This is a genomic window from Candidatus Woesearchaeota archaeon, from assembly GCA_018303425.1.
Classification (GTDB): domain Archaea; phylum Nanobdellota; class Nanobdellia; order Woesearchaeales; family JAGVYF01; genus JAGVYF01.
Genome location: JAGVYF010000006.1, coordinates 22,295 through 39,444, shown reverse-complemented (window position 1 = coordinate 39,444; position 17,150 = coordinate 22,295). Strand labels below are relative to the sequence as shown.

Sequence of the window (17,150 nt, the reverse complement as noted above, 5' to 3'; positions counted from 1 at the left end):
TAAAAAAGACTTTGTTAGGCAATTAGTTGTTTTTCAAAATGGAATTGTAGCTTATTCATGGATAAAAAAAGGGGCATTATGCATGAAATGAATGTATGCCTCATCTCATACTAAATAGTAATTGGTACTATTGAGTTTTGATTGCTACTAAACTAACTTTTGATAAGCAGGCTTTCTACGTACAACAAATAGATAGTTTTATATAGTCGAGCTTAATTCTAAACCTAACTAAAACACAAAATAATGGTGTAAAATAATGGCAACTATCTATGATGTAGAGATTAACCAGTTAATCGAAAAAAGCGGGCTTGAATTACAAAAAGTAGGGGCAATTATGCCTCCTGAATGGGCAATCTCCGTAAAAACTGGAGTACATAAGGAAAGACCCCCATATAGACAAGATTGGTGGTATGTGCGTGCAGCAGCTATTTTAAGGAGTGTTTACATATTAGGTCCAATTGGTGTATCTAAATTAAGGCAAAAATATGGCGGAAGAAAAAATAGGGGTTACAAACCTGAAAGATTTAAACGGGGTTCAGGAAATATTATTCGAAAAATTCTACAACAATTGGAGAAAGCAGGGTTTATCAAACAAACTCAAATAGGCAACAGAAAAGGCAGGATTATTACTCCTGCCGGAAAATCTTTTCTAGATAAAGTTGCCGGAACATTATATATAAAATTGGGTTCAAAAGAAGTTAAATCCGAAAAATCAGCAGTTTCTGTTAAAGAAGCAACTGAAAAAATAGTTGAAACTGCTAATGCTTCAGAATAAAAATGGACGAACTAGAACAATTAAGACAACAAAGAATAACTCAATTACAAGCACAATCGCAAAATGAAGCCGCCGAAGAACAACAAGCTCTTCAACAGATACAACAGATTGAATTTGCAGTTAAATCAAAAATGACCCGGGATGCAGTGTCAAGATATTCAATATTAAAATCTGCGCACCCTGAAAAAGCGATACAAACCTTAATGGTTTTAGCCCAAGCAATACAAACAAAGCAGGTTAATTTTATAGAAGATGATTATCTGAAGGAATTATTGTCGAAAATTAATTCGGAAAAAAAAGATTTTAAAATTACAAGAAAATAAAATGGCAAGATTTAAGCACCTGAGCCGGAAATTGAAATTAGCGAAACTGTTTAGAAGAACTAAATGGGCGCCGTTTTGGACAGTCCCAAAAATATACGGTATTGGCAGAAAAGTTCATCCAGGCAGGCATACTGCTGTTAAAAGACATTGGACTAGAACAAAAACTAAAGTCTAAATTAAAATATGGTAACTAATTAAAAATGGCAACTGATACAAAAGAAATAAAACGGGTATATAATATTCCGCTTAGAAAAGAATGGCTAAAAGCCCCTATGTACAGAAGATCTAAAAAGGCTATTACAGCCGTGCGGGAATTTTTAACAAGACATATGAAATCTGAGAACATTAAACTAGGTAAAGAATTAAACTTTAAAATTTGGGAAAGAGGCATTAAAAAACCACCTCACCACATTTTAGTAAATGTAACTAAAACAACCGCAGGAGTTGTGGAAGCAGAATTAGCCGGCTTTGATTATCACTCTAAACCAGTTGAACCAAAAACTAAAAATACTAAAAAAGAAACCAAAAATGATGTTAAAAAAACAGAAACTGCAAAAGAAAAGTTAGAAGAAAAACTTGAAAAAGCTAAACCTGCTGTTAAAAAAGGTAAAAAAACTTTAAAGAAAGATTTAGATGCTCAGAAAGAGTAGATTTTGCTTGATGTGAATCGGGCGTTATATACAGGAAGCGAAAATTTCTGTATTTAGTCAATGTAATTGACTAAAGATTATTCTTATTGAATGGTCTTCTGTAAAAATGGAAACACTGCTGCCTTTTGAAAAAATAGAAAAAACGGTTTTAATTAAAAGGGATACTAAAACAGGGGCTAATTATGGAAAAAGGCCAGAAGATAGAACCATTTCAGAGTTAATTGAATCAGGGATTATTATTGTTGATAAACCTGCAGGACCAACCTCTCACCAAGTCTCGGCATATGTGCAAAAAATTCTCGGTATTAATAAAAGCGGGCATTCAGGCACATTAGATCCTAATGTCACTGGTGTACTTCCAGTTGCGCTCGGTACAGGAACAAAAATTGTTCAAGCATTGTTGCCGGCAGGGAAAGAATATATTATGCTGATGCATGTGCACAAAGAAATTGATACAAATGTATTAACCGAAACTATCCGTTCATTTATCGGGAAAATTAAACAGCTTCCCCCGATTAAATCTGCTGTTAAAAGACAGTGGAGATATAGAAAAATATATTATATTGACATAATTGAAAATAACGGCCAGGATGTGTTAATGAGGGTTGGATGCCAGGCCGGCACATATATGAGAAAATTATGCACTGATATCGGCGTGAAATTAAAAACTGGCGCCCATATGGCGGAACTTAGAAGAAGCAAAGCCGGACCATTTCAAGAGAAGGATGCAGTCACATTGCACAATTTAACTGATGGGTTTCAAATATATAAAGAAGAAGGCAACGAAAGATTACTTAAAAAAATGATTTTGCCTCTTGAAACCGGAGTTGGACATTTATTTAAAATCTGGGTAACTGATTCAACTGTTAATACATTATGCAACGGCGCAAATTTAAACGCACCGGGCATTGCAAAAATAGAAACAGGAATACAGGCAGACGAACTTGTTGCTGTTATGACATTAAAAGATGAATTAATATGCATCGGAATGTCACAAATGCATTCAAACGAAATGAAAAATGCGCAAAAAGGACTTGCAGTAATTACTTCTAAAGTATTTATGAACCCCGGTATTTATCCAAAGATGCAAAGAAAGGAATAGTCAATAGTAAAAATAGATTTTAATATAATCCATTTAAGCTTGACTTATTTTTCATAATTATATACACAACTAAACTGACAAAAGCTATACACCGACAAAAAAACTAAAACTTTATATAATATAATCTCTTTAAAATTATGCATGAGTAAATATAGGTGCACTATTTGTAACTGGATTTACGACGAAACTAAAGAAGGAAAAACCTTTGAAAAAGTTAGCGATGATTTTTTTTGCCCCGTATGCAATGCAAAGCGAAACGCATTTGTTTTGCTGTCGAAAGAATCAGGTAAAGTTAAAATTGCTGGACGAACTGTATCGGATGTTTTCATTGACCAGATTTCAGAGTGGGGAGTTAAATATGTGTTTGGTTTACCAGGCACATCATCATTAGGTCTTGTAGATGCCTGCAGGAAAAATTCTAAAATTACTTACATACAAGTTAGGCATGAACAGACAGCCGCATTTATGGCGGGAGCATATGGAAAATTAACAGGGCATATTGCGGCATGTTTAACTATCGCTGGGCCGGGAGCAACTAACCTTGCAACGGGTTTATATGATGCAAAACTTGATAATGCCCCTGTGCTAGCATTAACTGGCTTGGCGCCAAGAGAAACTATAGGACAAAAATCATTTCAAGAAATTGACCAGCATTCTTTTTTTGAGCCTATAACTGTATTCAATGAAGTGCTAATGTCAAAAGAACAAACTAATTCATTAGCAACATTAGCAATTAAACACGCATTATTAAAAAAAGGCGTATCTCATATAAGTTTTCCTAATGATATCCAAAAATTGCTATACAATGAAAATATTTTACCATTTGAAGGCAGGATTGCAAACAAATCTGTTACCCCTTGCAGCCACATGATAAGAAAAGCCGCAATGGTTATTGATAAATCCAAGAAACCTGTTATCATTGCAGGGTACGGCGCAATGGGTTTTGGGCATTATGTAAAAGAATTAGCTGAAAAGATTGGCGCACCTATTGTTACAACATTCAGAGCTAAAGGCATTATTGATGAAATTGATAACTTTTGCGCAGGTTGTCATGGCGGCATTGGCACATTAGCAGCAACAACAATGGTGCAAGAATCTGATCTCTTAATCGTATTGGGGGCATCATACGCGCCCCATACTTTATTGCCGGAAAAGAAAACTGTGCAAATTGATATTGATGCAATGGCGCTTGGTAAAAAGTATCCAGTTGAAGTTGGTTTATGGGGAAATATAACTGAATCTTTACCTAAATTAATAAGAGAATTGAAAACTAAAGATAATAAACAAACATTGCTTAAAATGTTGCGTCTAAAAAAGAACTGGGAAATACAATTAAATAAAGAAGCAGACTCAAGCAAAAAACCAATAAAACCGCAGTATATAATTAAAATGCTGTCACATTTATTGCCAGATGATGCAGTTATATCTCTTGATGTTGGCGATAATTCATGGTGGTTTGGTCGAAATTTTCAGATGAAACACACTCAAAAAATGATAATGACCGGTTATTTAGCTGCAATGGGTCCAGGTTTTCCCGGCGCAATGGTTGCTAAACTGGTTTATCCTAACAGAGAAGCTGTTTGTATCACTGGTGACGGTGGTTTTGCAATGGTAATGGGCGATTTTATGACAGCTGTAAAAAATAAATTAAACGTAAAAATTTTTATATTTAATAATAAGCAATTTGGCATGATTAGGCAAGAACAAAAAATTGAAAAATATCAAAACTGGCAAACTGATTTGCTTAACTGCGACTTTGCAAAGTTTGCTGAAAACTGCGGCGGAATTGGGATTAAAGTAACAGAGCCTCTAAAATTAGAAGCTGCAATAAAAAAAGCATTAAGTATTAATCAGCCTGTAATTGTCGATATTGATACTGATCCTAATAGATTTTAATGGTGATGATATTGCAAAGATAAAATGCGATTTTTGTAAAACGGATATACGTGACGAAGCAAAAGATGGTAAAATATCCGAGTTTCCTAGTGATTGAAAATGTCCTGTATGTGGAAAAGATAAGGGCCATTTAACTATACTTGTTAAATAGATAAAAACTAAGATCAATTTGGCAAGTCAGACGCCATTTTTATTATCATTAAAAAAACGCTTTAATTTTATGTTCAAAATATTCATGAGCCAGCCATAATACTAAAAGAACTGCGTCAAGACCTGGCCAGATATTGCTCGGTATTATATTAGGACAATAATTTAGAACTGAAAAAGGATAAAAAAATTCGTAACCCCCAGCAATACAGTCCAAACTTAAATGCATTGTAAAACCAAAAGCTAATATTATAGCTGTTAAATAATATTTTCGAGGATAATTAAATTTTCTAAATATTAACGCTGCAAACCAAAATAATAATGCTACATACATTAAATGAAACATTCCATGAAAAAAGTATTCCGGAAAGATATAACTCAGCGGATAATCCAAGTCGGGCAATAACCCTGCAACCCCTGCGAATAGCACATACCACCTTGAAAATTTAGGTTTTGCTAAATATGTACGATATAAAGAAACTAATATAATTGGGATTAAAACATGTGTTACTGCTTGCGCCATTTTAAATAACATCAGCTCCGGCTGTGTATCTGTTTGTTTAATACAACTAAAGGTGTATTATACCACTAAAGATTGTACTTGATATGTTATATACTCAGTTCCGCAACAGAGTGCTGACGTTAATTAAATGATTACTTTTTAAGATCTATACAATCTTCAACTTTAGGTTTATAAACTTGCATATGCGGAAAAGTTTCTACTGCCCATTTTGCAAAATGCTGAATTGCGCCTGGGTCTCCATGATTCAAAATTAGGTGTTCCGGGTTAAAATTTTTTACGGTTTGTTTTAAACCATCTAAACCAACATGGGCGCTGAAATCAAATTTATGATAGTTGCATTTAACCTTAATTTTTGTTCCATCAAGATAAACATTGCCTTCTTCCATTAAAAGCCGGCCATTTGTGCCATCAGCTTGATATCCAGTAAGTAATAATGCCGCATCTTTATCAAAATAAAAATGTTTTAAATATGCCATTATTGGACCCCCGTCAAGCATGCCCGAAGTTGTAACAAAGATACCCTGTTTTTTCATTATTTCTTGTCTTTGTTTTTCTGTATTTACAAATTTTACTTTTTTTAACATGCTTTTTAAATCTCCGCAATTTGTTAAATATTGGGGGGCATTAAAGAAGGTTTTAATCACTTTTGTTGACATGCCATCGAGATACATTGGGACTTTTAACTTTAATTCTTTTAACATTAATAATATTTCCTGTGACCTGCCAACTGCAAATGCCGGAATTAAGATTGAAGCCCCTTTATCGATTGTTTTTTTTACAGTATCCAAAAACTGTTCTTTTTCCCCTGTTCTTGAGGGGTGCGGCCTGTCTCCGTATGTTGTTTCTGTAATCAAAACATCAATCCCTTTAAAATTAGCTTTTGTACCTATAAGAAGTTTTGAAGTTATGGTGTTAAAATCGCCAGTATAAACAATATTCTTTTTATCCGCTGTCACGCGAACCATTGCGCTGCCCGGAATATGACCTGCATCTTGGAAATCAAAAGTCAAATCATTAAAAGTTTGTTGTTTTTGATAAGGCACATGTTTCATTAAATCCATCACGTTATAAACATGTTCTTTATTATAAGCGGGATGCTGTTCTTTTAACAATTCAACATGCAATGAATCTTTAAGCAGTAATTTAGATAACTCTTTAGTCATTTTATTCGTGTAAATTGGGCAGTTTAAACCTTTATAATTAAACAAGGGAAGAGCCCCTGAATGGTCAAGATGGGCATGACTTAGAAAAACAGCATTAATTTCTTTTTGATGTGTTAGTTTGGGATAATCTGAAAAATTTTCGGTTAATTTAATACCACAATCGAATAAAAAATTGTTTTTTTGTGATGTAACTTCTATACAGGACCTGCCAACTTCTTGGGCTGCGCCGTGTAATGTAAACTTCATATGAAATTAATAAGATATAAAGATTTATAAATCTTTGTAGTTTGATAGGGTAAATGAAATTTGCTATCTTAATCTTTAATGACCCGGCAAGTAAAAATGTAGAAAAATATTTAACTGATTTGCCAAGCAATGCCTTTATTCATCATGTTAATTTTCCAAAGGAACATACTTGCGTCTATTGCGAAAATATTGATACGGAAGTTAATGCGGATATGTTCTTATTCATAACTACCCATAGCTCAGCATCCGGTATTAAATCATTATCTCTGCATACGCAGGGAAACTGGGGCAAAGCGGAATTAGGCGGCAGGGAAAAAACGTTAGCTATTGCTCCGGCATTATATCTAAAAGAAGCTTTCAAGAAAATGACTGAACTTTGTGATTTAAAAGGATTTGATGTGATACAGGAATGCACTCATCACGGTCCATTTATAAAAAAACCCTCAATATTCATCGAAATAGGTTCATCGCCTACGGAATGGAGTATAAATGAAGCTGGCAAAATTAATGCAGAAATTGTAAAACATATTGTGAATTTTAACCCTATAATTTTTCGGACCGCTGTAGGCCTGGGTGGCCCGCACCATGCGCCCAACTTTAAGAAAATACAACTTAATACTCATATTGCAATAGGCCATGTTTGTCCAAAATACATGCTGGATAATCTGGACAAAGAAATGTTAAAACAAGCGCTTGACAAGACCATGCCTAAATCAGATTTAATAATAGCAGATTGGAAAGGCATTGGTGAACATAAAGAAAAGATAAAAACCCTTGCTAAAGAGTTAGGCATTGAAATTAAAAAGACGAAAGAATTTTAAATAGATTAAACTCTTTCAGTTAATATGGAAATTTTATACGAAATATTATTAGCAACATTTATTGTTGGATTAATTGGGCTAATTGGTGTTGTTACACTGGGCCTAAATAAAAAATTACTTGAAAAAATAGTTTACTGGTTAGTTGCTTTTTCAGCAGGCACATTATTAGGCGGAGCATTTTTTCATTTAATGGAAGAAAGTCTGCAAATATTAACGCCTATGGAAGGAATGTTATATTTAATGGCTGGATTTGTGGGATTTTATCTGCTTGAAAGAGTATTATTCTGGCACCATTGCCATAATGGTATTTGTGATGTCAGGCCAACTTCATATTTAGTTTTGGTTGGTGATAGTTTGCATAACATGATTGATGGAATAGTAATAGCAGCAAGTTTTATGGTAAATATTAGTTTTGGATGGTTAACTACTGCCATTATTATATCACACGAGATACCGCAAGAAATGGGTAATTTTGCAATTTTAATATATAGTAAAATGAATAAGTTTAAAGCTTTATTTATGAGTTTTTGCGCGCAACTTACAGCTGTTATTGGGGGATTAATAGGATATTTTATAGGAGATGGTATTAATACAATATTTCTTTTACCAATTGCTGCAGGCGGATTTGTATACATATCTGCATCAGATTTAATTCCCAGTCTTAAAAAGGATAATAAACATCAAAGTTCAGTGATATCATTTATTTTATTTATATTGGGTGTTTTGTTCATGCTTATCGCTAAAATTTGGATAGGATAAATTTATTAATCTTGCTATATTGATAGATTTTAATGGCGCTATCCAAATATGGGGTCCTAGTGTAGCTTGGTATCACTCCAGCCCGGGGTCTTTTCAAGGAACTTTTGTTGCAACTGGGTTTAAGCCGAAGCGCTGGCAACCGGGGTTCGAAATTCAGAATAATTAACTCTATACGAAATTCCTCGGGACCCCATTATCTATATTTAAACACTACTTTTTTCTTTATAATAAACTTTAAATATAACTTTAACTTAAAATTAGATGAGGATAAGTGGTTAAATATAACTTGGGTTTAATATTTGTAATTTTGATTCTTTGCAGTACATTTGTTGTTGCAGAAAGTTTTGACATTTCTACACAAGTCCTCTTGGATGAAATTAATATCGATCAAGAAGCCAAATTTTTGTTAATTATTAAAAATAATTTATTTAACAGCCAGGATTACAGATTAACTTTTGGTGATATCGGATTATGGCAAAGTTATACTACTGAACCATTAAGCGATTATTTCAGTGGAATTAATGGTGTAAATGGAGGGGATTCGTTTACGACAAAAATCATACTTAAACCAATCTCTGAAATTGGATTGGGTTTCCATAATGTTGTTATAAACGTTGAAGAGGTTAGTTCAAAGAAAATACAATCAATTAGATTACCAATATATATAAAATCTATAAACCCCAATGATCAAGAATATTTCCCGCAGATAACAACAAATATTCAATTTCCAAACGAAATTGTCCCAAGAGAGAACAATATAATAAGAATTGACCCAAGAGAGAACAACATCATAAGAATTGCGCTTTTAAATAAAAATAGAAAAGATCTTACCAATGTTGAAGTTAGGCTTGAAAGCGGAATTATAAAAAAGATTTTGTCAACCTCTATTGAACCGCTAAGCAAACAAATATTAGAGGTGCAAATGGAAATTGATCCTTTACATCCTCCTGAATTTGATACTTTATACAGTACCGTTATAATTGAAGGATACACATTTAAACCAGACCCAATAAGATTTGAAATCATTGATTATTCAGGGGAATATAAATTAACTGAAAATGTAATTAAAGGATTCTTAAAAACAACTTCAAAAAGAGTTTATACAAATGACGGCAACATGCCAAGATCACAAATTATTAAAATTGAAACTTCATTATTAAGCGATGTTTTTGAGTCTAGTGATCCTAGCCCCAATCAAATAATTAAAGAAAATGATAAAAGATACAGGGTATGGAATGTTCAACTTGCTCCTGGCGGCGTTTTTAATTTAGAACTATATAATAGTTATAGATCAATATTTTATTTATTATTAATCTCTGTAATTAGCTATTATTTATACCTTAAATTAAAATCGCCAATTGTCATAACAAAAGAAACAAAAAATATTGAAATGAGAGAAGGCGGTATTTCCGAAGTTAAAGTTTTGCTTAGTCTAAAAAACATTTCTCACGTGCCTATTGAAAGAATCACAATTATTGATAAAGTGCCTAATATAGCAAATGTTACAAGTGAATATGATGTTGGCACTTTAAGACCTTCGAAAATTATGAAACATGCTCATAAAGGTTCAACAATTGTGCAATGGGATGTTGAAGAGTTAGATGCGCATGAAGACAGGTTAATTGTGTACCGCATCAAATCAAGATTAACCATTTTAGGAAAATTTTCATTACCGCTTGCAATGGTTAAATTTCATACAAAATCAGGCAAATTACATAAAGTATTTTCTAATAGATTAGTAATTGGTAAAAGTTAGGATTAAAAATGTGGTATTTAGCTAAAATAATTAGGGATATTTAGTTATTAAATGTTGTAATACTAATGCTTTTTCTAATCAATCACCGATAGCACAAACCCTAATAGCCGACCGAGCCTACGAAGTGGGCGAGGCAAGAATTTACAAAGTAAATCCGCAGAGTTTTCTTACTGCCGAACACAAGAAAATCAAAGATTTTCGTGCCCAAAAAATTCTTAATTTTTGTGGGAATCAGATAGGTGCCGTAGTTCGCACAGAAAAGAAACTACTTTTCTGGCGTGCCGGAGAAATAGTTTTTTCTCTGTGCATTTATTTACTTTAATATCAATTACTGCGAAGCAGACATTAATTTAGTCGTTCGTGAGAGGAATTCCGTCGTGTTTTTGCTTCTTTTTACAAAAAGAAGATAGAAGGGGGGGTCTTGTTTTGGTTCTTTTCTAAAAAGAACATTTAGGGGGTCGTTTGTTATTTTTTGAGTAAACAAAAGCTTTATATATTAAATGTATTATTAATCATACATATGTATAAAAAAATTAAATTCACGGAAAATACATTGCAAGTATTATCTCTATTTACAAATGATTTTAACAGAGAGTATTATGTTAGGGAAGTTAAAAAATTATTGAAGATAAGTCCAAGAACAGCACAGCTTATTCTTGAGGATTTAGAAGACAAGGGGATTATTGAATCAAAAACTAGAGGAAAAATTAAAACATTTAAGTTAAATCCAAGTGAGTTTACTCTGAGGTATCTTGCTTTTGTAGAACAATATAAAGCAATTGCATTTTTAGAGAAAAAGCTTTTAATCAAAGAGATTATAGAAAAAATAACTCCCCATATAAAAGGGATAGGAATAATTTTTGGAAGCTATGTTAAAGGTTTGGAAAAAGAAGGTTCTGATTTAGATATTTTTATTGCAGGAAGTTATAATAATGATGAGATAAAAAGAGTCTCAAAAAATTTAGGTGTAGAAATAAGTATCAAATGTTATCCTCTGAAAACATTTGAGAAAAATCTGACTAGGGATATTCTTCTGAAAGAAGTTTTAAAAAACCATGTAATTTTTCTAAATATAGAACAATTTATACAGGCAGTCTTCAAAAATGGATAAAATCAAATGGTGTGCAGTAAAAAAAGAAGGATTAAGTTTAGTTGAGCCAAACTCTAATTTGGCTAATGCTTATATCAAAAAAGCCGAAGAAGCTCTTGAATCAATGAGAGTAAACATTATCAAAGATTGGAAAATTTCAACGGCGTATTATACAGTTTATTTCTCATTGTATGCTGTTCTAATGAAATTAGGAGTAAAAAGTGAAATTCACTCTTGTACTATTGAATTTGCGAAAAGATTCCTTAAAGAATATTTTGAAGAGAAAGAGTTGGATTTTATTGAAGATTCATTAAAAGCAAGAGTTGATTCTCAATATTACATAAACAGAACTGTTCCAGATGAACAATATAACAAGATGATTCAGAAGGCTCCTAAATTTCTAGTTAAATGCAAATCAATTCTTATAAAACTAAATGAGAAAAAGGTTAATGAGATAAGAGATAAATTTCAAAATATAGTAACCAAGAGGAGATAAATTAATGGACACTAAATAGATAATCGATAAAGGGGTACCAGTTTGTCCCTTTCAGTTTCATTATTTGTCCCCATCGTTGTTTTTGGTTAGTAGAAAATTGCCCCCTTCGTTAGCCCCTGAAATTATTGAATAGAACATCGGAATTCCTGGAAACTCCATTTTTACTAGCAAACACTCTTTTGTTTATAAAGATAATACATTACCTAATAAAAATTAATTTGGCCTTCTAAGTAAATCCCGTGTTTAAGTTCTACCGGTCTCCAAGAATCGAGTATTAGTTCTGCCTCTAACCATTCCGCTAATTCGCGGGGATTTCCGATTGTAGCAGAAAGTCCAATAATCTGAATATTTTTTAATAAACGTTTTAACATTGTAATTATTATTTCTAAAGTTGGGCCTCTCGTTACATCATTTAACAAATGGATTTCGTCAATGATTATAGTATTAACATCTTTAACCCAGGGAGAATGGTGCCTAAGTAAAGAGTCTAATTTCTCTGAAGTTGTAATAATTAAGTCATAATCTTGTAAATATGGTTCAGCCTTGTCTAAATCGCCTATTGATATTGTAATCTTGCAAAGATGGCCATATTTTCTTTTAAATTCTTTATATTTTTCATTAGCTAAAGCTTTTAATGGCACAATATAAATAGCTTTGCCGATTTTGTTCAAGATTGATTGCATACTCGCAAACTCAGCTACCAGTGTTTTACCTGATGCAGTTGGAGTGCAAACTAATAACGATTTATTATCTAACACCCCCCTATCAATTGCTTTAATCTGACAAGGCCTTAACTCATTAATGCCTTCTCCCTCAAGCACATTATACAAATCAGGATTTAGTTTTGTTTTTAGGTCAATAAGCAACATAATTTTGGAGATAAAATTTAATTATATAAACCTATGGTTTTATATACTAAAAAGTCTGTTGAATAATTGGTGAATGGATATGAATTTCCTTGAACTTGCTAAAAAAAGAAAAACCACATATGAGTTTGGCAATAAAAAAATTAAAGATTCGGATTTAAAAAAGATACTTGAAGCAGGAAGATGGGCGCCTAGCTGTAGCAATAGTCAACCATGGCACTTTATTATAATTAAAAATAATTATTTAATTGAAAAATTAATAATGACTGCTAACTATGGTGATTTTCATAATGAGCCCTCTGTAATGATTGCTGGAGTTCTATTACAAAAACGTTGCATTGGAAAAAAATTCGCATGTTACAAGGGCAAAGATTCAGGAGTTTATGATTCATTTATGAGTATTGGCATGACAATTTTAAACATGAATTTAGAAGCAACAAGTTTAGGCATTGATTCTTGTATAATTACGCCTAAACAAGAAAGTGTTAAAAACCTATTAAGGATTATGCCACAAGATTATGTGCCACTAATACTGGCTTTGGGTTATGAAGCCAAAGGCGCTTTTCACAAAAAAAGAGAAAGGTTAAGTCTGAAAGAAATAACCTCAAAAGAAGTATTTAATAAAAATGATACAAAATAAAATCTTAAATAATTTTCTTTCAAAAATTGATTATGATAATGGAGTTTATACTATAATTGTTGAACCTAATAAATATAATGAAACTTGTATTGAGCTTGCGGCATTTTTGAATAGAAAGTTTAAACTGCCTGGAATATATGTATCATTAAACAAGCCATCAACCATTGTTTTAAAAATGTGCTCAAAATTAAATATTGACACTGAAAAGATATTGTTTATTGACTGGGAAGGTAAATCCATAAATAAAAATAATCATATAGCATTAAACGGTAAATCATTAACAGAGCTATCAATTGCTTTGTCAGGGGTTTGTAATAATACTGACATGAAATATATACTTTTTGATTCCCTGAACATACTTTTAATATATGACCCGCTTGTGAAGATTCAGAAATTTGTTCAATTCCTTATAAATAAAGCAAGAAATTTAGAAGTTCTAATGTTTTTAATCATTGTTAAAGAAAAAAAGGCAAATGATTTAATCCCGACATTAACTTACTTTTCAGATAAATCTATAAAGATTTAATTTTTTTTGAATTTTTTACATTGAACCTTGAAAACTTTTTAAGATAATTAATCACACGGTATGACGCATACATTGAATAACACAAACCTGCAAATGTAAAGGTGTACCATCCCAATTCTACAATCTCACCTAATTCAGCTAATTTATCAAATGATTCGGAAAGATGATATAATGCCATTGAGGCTACACCAATAACGATCAATAAAATAGTTCCGGATAAAGCTATAAACATAGATTTATACCCGCCTTCATCAAGATGCAACGATGCTTTTATTAAAGATCCAAAAGCAAATAATCCTATCACAAAAGTGATTATTGAACTTGCTTGCGCAATGAATAACCAAATTTCAACCCCTGTCATTTAAACCATAACCCCCTTGACCCTTCTACAGCAGATTGCGCCGCTAAATAAAAAAATACAAATGATCCCATAATTATAAAGTGGGCAATTGATTCTAGAATAAGTTCAATAGTTCCACCATAGGCAGGACTTAAAAAATCTCCAAATGTATGCAAAATAAAACCTAAACCAAAAACTAATAATCCCTGCATGCGAAAATTTAATACATCTCTTGTTTCATCAATGGAATATTTTTTTGCGTAATAAGCCATAACTACAGCTAAAAGAGAAACGATAATAGTAAATGTTAATAACCAAGTTCCGGCCATATTAATAATGGGGGAATTATACTTTATAAATCTTTTTAATTAGGATATTGTTTATTTACAGGCACTTTGTTTTAGTTATCTGTCAGAATAATATTTTAATGAAACTATAAACTAACAATATCTTAATTATAGGCAATTATTATTATGCCACTATTATTTTTCCGTTCATATTATTATGGCCTCTGCCGCAAGGAACATTACAAAAAAAGCTAAACTCTCCTGTTTTATCTGCAACAAATTCAATTTTAATTTCTTTACCCGGCTCTAACTTTTCATTAACCCCAAAAGCAGATAATATAAAACTATGAGTAACGTCAATGCTTTTTAACCTGATCTCTACTATGTCGCCAAGATTAACACGAATAGTCCCAGGTTCAAATGACCATTGTTTTGCTGTAATAGAAAACTTTTTCGTTTTACCTGTTAAATTTACTGGAGAAGCACAGCCTGCAATCAAAATTAAGATTAAAAATATTAATATTAACTTAGGCATAATTTTCACATTCATTGTTTTCACCCAAATACTCCTGATATCCATAACCCTATAAAATGAGTAATAAATAAAACTATAATTGCAATAAATAAATGTTCAGCTACAACGTACCATGTAGCCATGTCTTTATTTTTGTTGCCGACATAATAGCTATAAGTTCCCAATACCATAAAACCCCAAATAATATTTACTTTTATTGCATTTTCAAGATTAAATACTAATACAGGGACAAGAAATGTTAGTGCAAATAACAACTTTGAAAAAAAAGTCGTAATTGTTGATACCCAAACTTGTTTCTCTGTGTGTATCCCTTCTGATTCTTCTGATACGTGTATCCCTAAGGAATCTGAAAAAGCGTCAGCGATTGCAATGGTCAAAATGCCGCCTATAACTGCTAATCTTGTGCCTATGCTTGAATACATGCCCATCATCAATCCAAGTGTTGTAATTACTGCAGAAGTCAGACCAAAACTAAAACCTACTTTCATTGAATGTTTCATGCGAGAAATTAAGCTGTTTATATTTATAAGGATTTCTAAACAAGATAATACTTTAGCAAAATGAAGTTTTAACACAAAAGTTAACGTCATTCCGTGCAATGTTAGGCATTTATCAGCACAGCAACCTCTAGTTACATTAAAGTGCATATGAGCACACAAACTGACATTAACTTTGGTTTGTCGAACAAGTTCAAGCACCTTAGTTGCCTCATTAATAAATTTTTGTTCATTATCACTGCAAATTACTGCGCCTGCTGCGTTTGCATGACCGCCAGTTTCTCCTTCGCCAAGATTGCTAATAATCTTAGTCATAAGTGCATGCAAATCAATCTCTTGTGAAGGTTTGCCTGCATATCGCATAGAAATTTTGGTTTGATTATCATCCCTGTTGCGGGCCATTGATAAAATGTAAGTATTATTAGGAATACCATTACCTCTTGCAAGGATAGAAGCAACTGTTCCAATAATGGTATAAAGAACATTATCTTCAGCATTTATTATAACATAATTCCCGTTGCATATAATTTTATCTGATTTAGAATTTTTTTCATACCATTTTAATGCTTTAACAATTTCTTTTTTATATGAATTTTGATTTTTCAAAGCTTTAATTGTTTCTTCTTCATTTTTCAAACATACGCCTATACCTAATAATGCCTTATTCGTTCTGCCGCACGAGTTCAATAATGTAGAAAATTCACGAGCATCCCTTAAAATAGAACCTGGTTCTTCATTCGGAAGAATGTAAATGTTGCCAATTACATCTTCAGGACATTGTTCTCCTGCTGATGCTCTTCTAATTATAATGCCTGCAATTAATTTTTGCATTTCTTCATGAGACAAATCTGATATCATTCTCCAATCATTATCTTTTTTGGGTTCTATTTCTAATTGCATTAAAAATTGTATTGCGCCAGATTCTGAATTCGAAACACCCGGGATTTCTGAACTATACTCCAATACCTTATATAATGGTCTTGATTGTTGGCCGAAAAATTTTAAGCCCCTCTGAACTTCTATTTTTTTGTGTTTTTGCGCCAGTTCCAGAATTTCTTGATTTAACCCGATAAAACCATTATTTTCTTGCATGTCACCAATTGCGCCAATAATCGCAATATGCGCCATATTTTCATATATTGGATTTAACATTTTAGTAAAAAGAAAAACAACCCCTGAACCTGAAATGGTTTTTGAACCGTCAATACCTGCCAGATGAGGGTTCACAAATGCAATATTTCCAGTTTTAAGGATATGATCTTCTGGCTCGTGATGATCTAAAATAATTATTTTTTTATCTTTAAAATATTCTTCCATTTGTGAAACATGACCGGATCCGAGGTCTGTAAAAAAATATTGAAAATAATCTTCCCCTGCCAATTCTTTTAATTTATCCGAAGAAAGTTGAGTTAATATTGAAACTGAATATTTAACATTTTCATTGTTTAAGGCATTGATAAGAATAGAGGCCGCGCTGATGCCATCAGAATCAAGGTGAGAAACAACTCTAACCGGTTTAGATTTATCAAAATTTCTAAACAGCGCAACTGCACTTTCTAACTGAGAGTTAAAGTCCATAATTTATGCTCCTCACTTTTGTTTCAAATTTGTGAATATTAAATACTTAACTGTAACAAAAATTCCGCTGTCGCAAGCTGCACGCACGCTTAAAATCAAAAAGATTTTGCATCCCTAAACCTAAAATGGTATAA

20 protein-coding genes and 1 tRNA gene are annotated in these 17,150 nt (G+C 32.3%); 14 read left to right on the top strand and 7 right to left on the bottom strand.

Annotated elements, in window-relative coordinates:
• The first annotated feature begins 256 nt into the window (after positions 1-256).
• The 6 genes from J4418_01725 to J4418_01700 all read left to right on the top strand — a co-directional run bounded on the left by J4418_01725 (position 257) and on the right by J4418_01700 (position 4,746).
• Positions 257-775, top strand: coding sequence for a 30S ribosomal protein S19e (locus tag J4418_01725; GenBank protein ID MBS3112777.1), 519 nt, complete (start codon positions 257-259; stop codon positions 773-775).
• Positions 776-777: 2 nt separating this feature from the next.
• On the top strand, positions 778-1,098 hold the full coding sequence (locus J4418_01720) for a hypothetical protein (GenBank protein MBS3112776.1): 321 nt from the start codon (positions 778-780) through the stop codon (positions 1,096-1,098).
• Position 1,099: 1 nt separating this feature from the next.
• Positions 1,100-1,273 carry a 50S ribosomal protein L39e gene (rpl39e, locus tag J4418_01715; protein ID MBS3112775.1) on the top strand — a complete coding sequence of 58 codons (174 nt, stop codon included), beginning with the start codon at positions 1,100-1,102 and terminating at the stop codon, positions 1,271-1,273.
• A gap of 25 nt (positions 1,274-1,298) precedes the next feature.
• Positions 1,299-1,748, top strand: coding sequence for a 60S ribosomal protein L31 (locus J4418_01710; GenBank protein MBS3112774.1), 450 nt, complete (start codon positions 1,299-1,301; stop codon positions 1,746-1,748).
• Positions 1,749-1,854: 106 nt separating this feature from the next.
• A complete protein-coding gene (locus J4418_01705; GenBank protein MBS3112773.1) occupies positions 1,855-2,850 on the top strand; it encodes an RNA-guided pseudouridylation complex pseudouridine synthase subunit Cbf5 in 996 nt (331 codons plus the stop codon).
• Positions 2,851-2,991: 141 nt separating this feature from the next.
• A complete protein-coding gene (locus J4418_01700; GenBank protein ID MBS3112772.1) occupies positions 2,992-4,746 on the top strand; it encodes a rubredoxin in 1,755 nt (584 codons plus the stop codon).
• A 199-nt stretch (positions 4,747-4,945) separates the two neighbouring features.
• Here the strand turns inward: J4418_01700 and J4418_01695 are convergent, their stop codons facing one another.
• Both J4418_01695 and J4418_01690 read right to left on the bottom strand, forming a co-directional pair.
• Positions 4,946-5,428 carry a metal-dependent hydrolase gene (locus tag J4418_01695; GenBank protein ID MBS3112771.1) on the bottom strand — a complete coding sequence of 161 codons (483 nt, stop codon included), beginning with the start codon at positions 5,426-5,428 and terminating at the stop codon, positions 4,946-4,948.
• 119 nt (positions 5,429-5,547) lie between these two features.
• Positions 5,548-6,825, bottom strand: coding sequence for an MBL fold metallo-hydrolase (locus J4418_01690; GenBank protein ID MBS3112770.1), 1,278 nt, complete (start codon positions 6,823-6,825; stop codon positions 5,548-5,550).
• 53 nt (positions 6,826-6,878) lie between these two features.
• On the opposite strand from J4418_01690, the gene J4418_01685 reads away from it, so the two are divergent.
• The 6 genes from J4418_01685 to J4418_01660 all read left to right on the top strand — a co-directional run bounded on the left by J4418_01685 (position 6,879) and on the right by J4418_01660 (position 11,747).
• Complete coding sequence (locus J4418_01685; protein MBS3112769.1) at positions 6,879-7,646, top strand: D-tyrosyl-tRNA(Tyr) deacylase; 768 nt, start codon at positions 6,879-6,881, stop codon at positions 7,644-7,646.
• A gap of 24 nt (positions 7,647-7,670) precedes the next feature.
• On the top strand, positions 7,671-8,405 hold the full coding sequence (locus J4418_01680; protein ID MBS3112768.1) for a ZIP family metal transporter: 735 nt from the start codon (positions 7,671-7,673) through the stop codon (positions 8,403-8,405).
• A gap of 50 nt (positions 8,406-8,455) precedes the next feature.
• Positions 8,456-8,598 (top strand) — tRNA-Pro (locus J4418_01675).
• A 78-nt stretch (positions 8,599-8,676) separates the two neighbouring features.
• The gene (locus J4418_01670) at positions 8,677-10,161 is read left to right on the top strand and encodes a hypothetical protein (GenBank protein MBS3112767.1); all 1,485 of its coding nucleotides are present in this window, start codon (positions 8,677-8,679) and stop codon (positions 10,159-10,161) included.
• A 520-nt stretch (positions 10,162-10,681) separates the two neighbouring features.
• Positions 10,682-11,272: a nucleotidyltransferase domain-containing protein gene (locus tag J4418_01665; GenBank protein ID MBS3112766.1), complete on the top strand. Its 591-nt coding sequence runs from the start codon at positions 10,682-10,684 to the stop codon at positions 11,270-11,272.
• Positions 11,265-11,747, top strand: a complete 483-nt coding sequence (locus J4418_01660) for a HEPN domain-containing protein (protein MBS3112765.1) — start codon at positions 11,265-11,267, stop codon at positions 11,745-11,747. Before J4418_01665 ends, J4418_01660 begins: the two co-directional genes overlap by 8 nt.
• Before the next feature lie 203 nt (positions 11,748-11,950).
• Here the strand turns inward: J4418_01660 and J4418_01655 are convergent, their stop codons facing one another.
• Positions 11,951-12,616, bottom strand: coding sequence for a DEAD/DEAH box helicase (locus tag J4418_01655; protein MBS3112764.1), 666 nt, complete (start codon positions 12,614-12,616; stop codon positions 11,951-11,953).
• Positions 12,617-12,695: 79 nt separating this feature from the next.
• Here J4418_01655 and J4418_01650 point away from each other — a divergent pair, with 79 nt between their 5' ends.
• Positions 12,696-13,253, top strand: a complete 558-nt coding sequence (locus tag J4418_01650) for a nitroreductase family protein (GenBank protein MBS3112763.1) — start codon at positions 12,696-12,698, stop codon at positions 13,251-13,253.
• Positions 13,240-13,779, top strand: a complete 540-nt coding sequence (locus J4418_01645) for a hypothetical protein (GenBank protein MBS3112762.1) — start codon at positions 13,240-13,242, stop codon at positions 13,777-13,779. The genes J4418_01650 and J4418_01645 overlap by 14 nt, the downstream gene beginning before the upstream one ends.
• Here the strand turns inward: J4418_01645 and J4418_01640 are convergent.
• The 4 genes from J4418_01640 to J4418_01625 all read right to left on the bottom strand — a co-directional run bounded on the left by J4418_01640 (position 13,766) and on the right by J4418_01625 (position 17,016).
• Complete coding sequence (locus J4418_01640; GenBank protein ID MBS3112761.1) at positions 13,766-14,140, bottom strand: hypothetical protein; 375 nt, start codon at positions 14,138-14,140, stop codon at positions 13,766-13,768. The two genes, J4418_01645 and J4418_01640, sit on opposite strands and share 14 nt — an antisense overlap.
• Positions 14,137-14,448 (bottom strand): hypothetical protein, encoded by a 312-nt coding sequence (locus tag J4418_01635; protein MBS3112760.1) that lies wholly within the window; start codon positions 14,446-14,448, stop codon positions 14,137-14,139. The genes J4418_01640 and J4418_01635 overlap by 4 nt, the downstream gene beginning before the upstream one ends.
• 142 nt (positions 14,449-14,590) lie before the next feature.
• Positions 14,591-14,956: a cupredoxin domain-containing protein gene (locus J4418_01630; GenBank protein ID MBS3112759.1), complete on the bottom strand. Its 366-nt coding sequence runs from the start codon at positions 14,954-14,956 to the stop codon at positions 14,591-14,593.
• Between the two features lie 5 nt (positions 14,957-14,961).
• Complete coding sequence (locus J4418_01625; protein MBS3112758.1) at positions 14,962-17,016, bottom strand: hypothetical protein; 2,055 nt, start codon at positions 17,014-17,016, stop codon at positions 14,962-14,964.
• Positions 17,017-17,150 lie beyond the last annotated feature (134 nt).

What these genes read in the sequence shown, in the direction of transcription:
- J4418_01725 (MBS3112777.1), top strand. Translation starts at nt 257, where the DNA reads ATGGCAACTATCTATGATGTAGAGATTAACCAGTTAATCGAAAAAAGC.
- J4418_01720 (MBS3112776.1), top strand. Translation starts at nt 778, where the DNA reads ATGGACGAACTAGAACAATTAAGACAACAAAGAATAACTCAATTACAA.
- rpl39e (MBS3112775.1), top strand. Translation starts at nt 1,100, where the DNA reads ATGGCAAGATTTAAGCACCTGAGCCGGAAATTGAAATTAGCGAAACTG.
- J4418_01710 (MBS3112774.1), top strand. Translation starts at nt 1,299, where the DNA reads ATGGCAACTGATACAAAAGAAATAAAACGGGTATATAATATTCCGCTT.
- J4418_01705 (MBS3112773.1), top strand. Translation starts at nt 1,855, where the DNA reads ATGGAAACACTGCTGCCTTTTGAAAAAATAGAAAAAACGGTTTTAATT.
- J4418_01700 (MBS3112772.1), top strand. Translation starts at nt 2,992, where the DNA reads ATGAGTAAATATAGGTGCACTATTTGTAACTGGATTTACGACGAAACT.
- J4418_01695 (MBS3112771.1), bottom strand. Translation starts at nt 5,428, where the DNA reads ATGTTATTTAAAATGGCGCAAGCAGTAACACATGTTTTAATCCCAATT.
- J4418_01690 (MBS3112770.1), bottom strand. Translation starts at nt 6,825, where the DNA reads ATGAAGTTTACATTACACGGCGCAGCCCAAGAAGTTGGCAGGTCCTGT.
- J4418_01685 (MBS3112769.1), top strand. Translation starts at nt 6,879, where the DNA reads ATGAAATTTGCTATCTTAATCTTTAATGACCCGGCAAGTAAAAATGTA.
- J4418_01680 (MBS3112768.1), top strand. Translation starts at nt 7,671, where the DNA reads ATGGAAATTTTATACGAAATATTATTAGCAACATTTATTGTTGGATTA.
- J4418_01665 (MBS3112766.1), top strand. Translation starts at nt 10,682, where the DNA reads ATGTATAAAAAAATTAAATTCACGGAAAATACATTGCAAGTATTATCT.
- J4418_01660 (MBS3112765.1), top strand. Translation starts at nt 11,265, where the DNA reads ATGGATAAAATCAAATGGTGTGCAGTAAAAAAAGAAGGATTAAGTTTA.
- J4418_01655 (MBS3112764.1), bottom strand. Translation starts at nt 12,616, where the DNA reads ATGTTGCTTATTGACCTAAAAACAAAACTAAATCCTGATTTGTATAAT.
- J4418_01650 (MBS3112763.1), top strand. Translation starts at nt 12,696, where the DNA reads ATGAATTTCCTTGAACTTGCTAAAAAAAGAAAAACCACATATGAGTTT.
- J4418_01645 (MBS3112762.1), top strand. Translation starts at nt 13,240, where the DNA reads ATGATACAAAATAAAATCTTAAATAATTTTCTTTCAAAAATTGATTAT.
- J4418_01640 (MBS3112761.1), bottom strand. Translation starts at nt 14,140, where the DNA reads ATGACAGGGGTTGAAATTTGGTTATTCATTGCGCAAGCAAGTTCAATA.
- J4418_01635 (MBS3112760.1), bottom strand. Translation starts at nt 14,448, where the DNA reads ATGGCCGGAACTTGGTTATTAACATTTACTATTATCGTTTCTCTTTTA.
- J4418_01630 (MBS3112759.1), bottom strand. Translation starts at nt 14,956, where the DNA reads ATGAATGTGAAAATTATGCCTAAGTTAATATTAATATTTTTAATCTTA.
- J4418_01625 (MBS3112758.1), bottom strand. Translation starts at nt 17,016, where the DNA reads ATGGACTTTAACTCTCAGTTAGAAAGTGCAGTTGCGCTGTTTAGAAAT.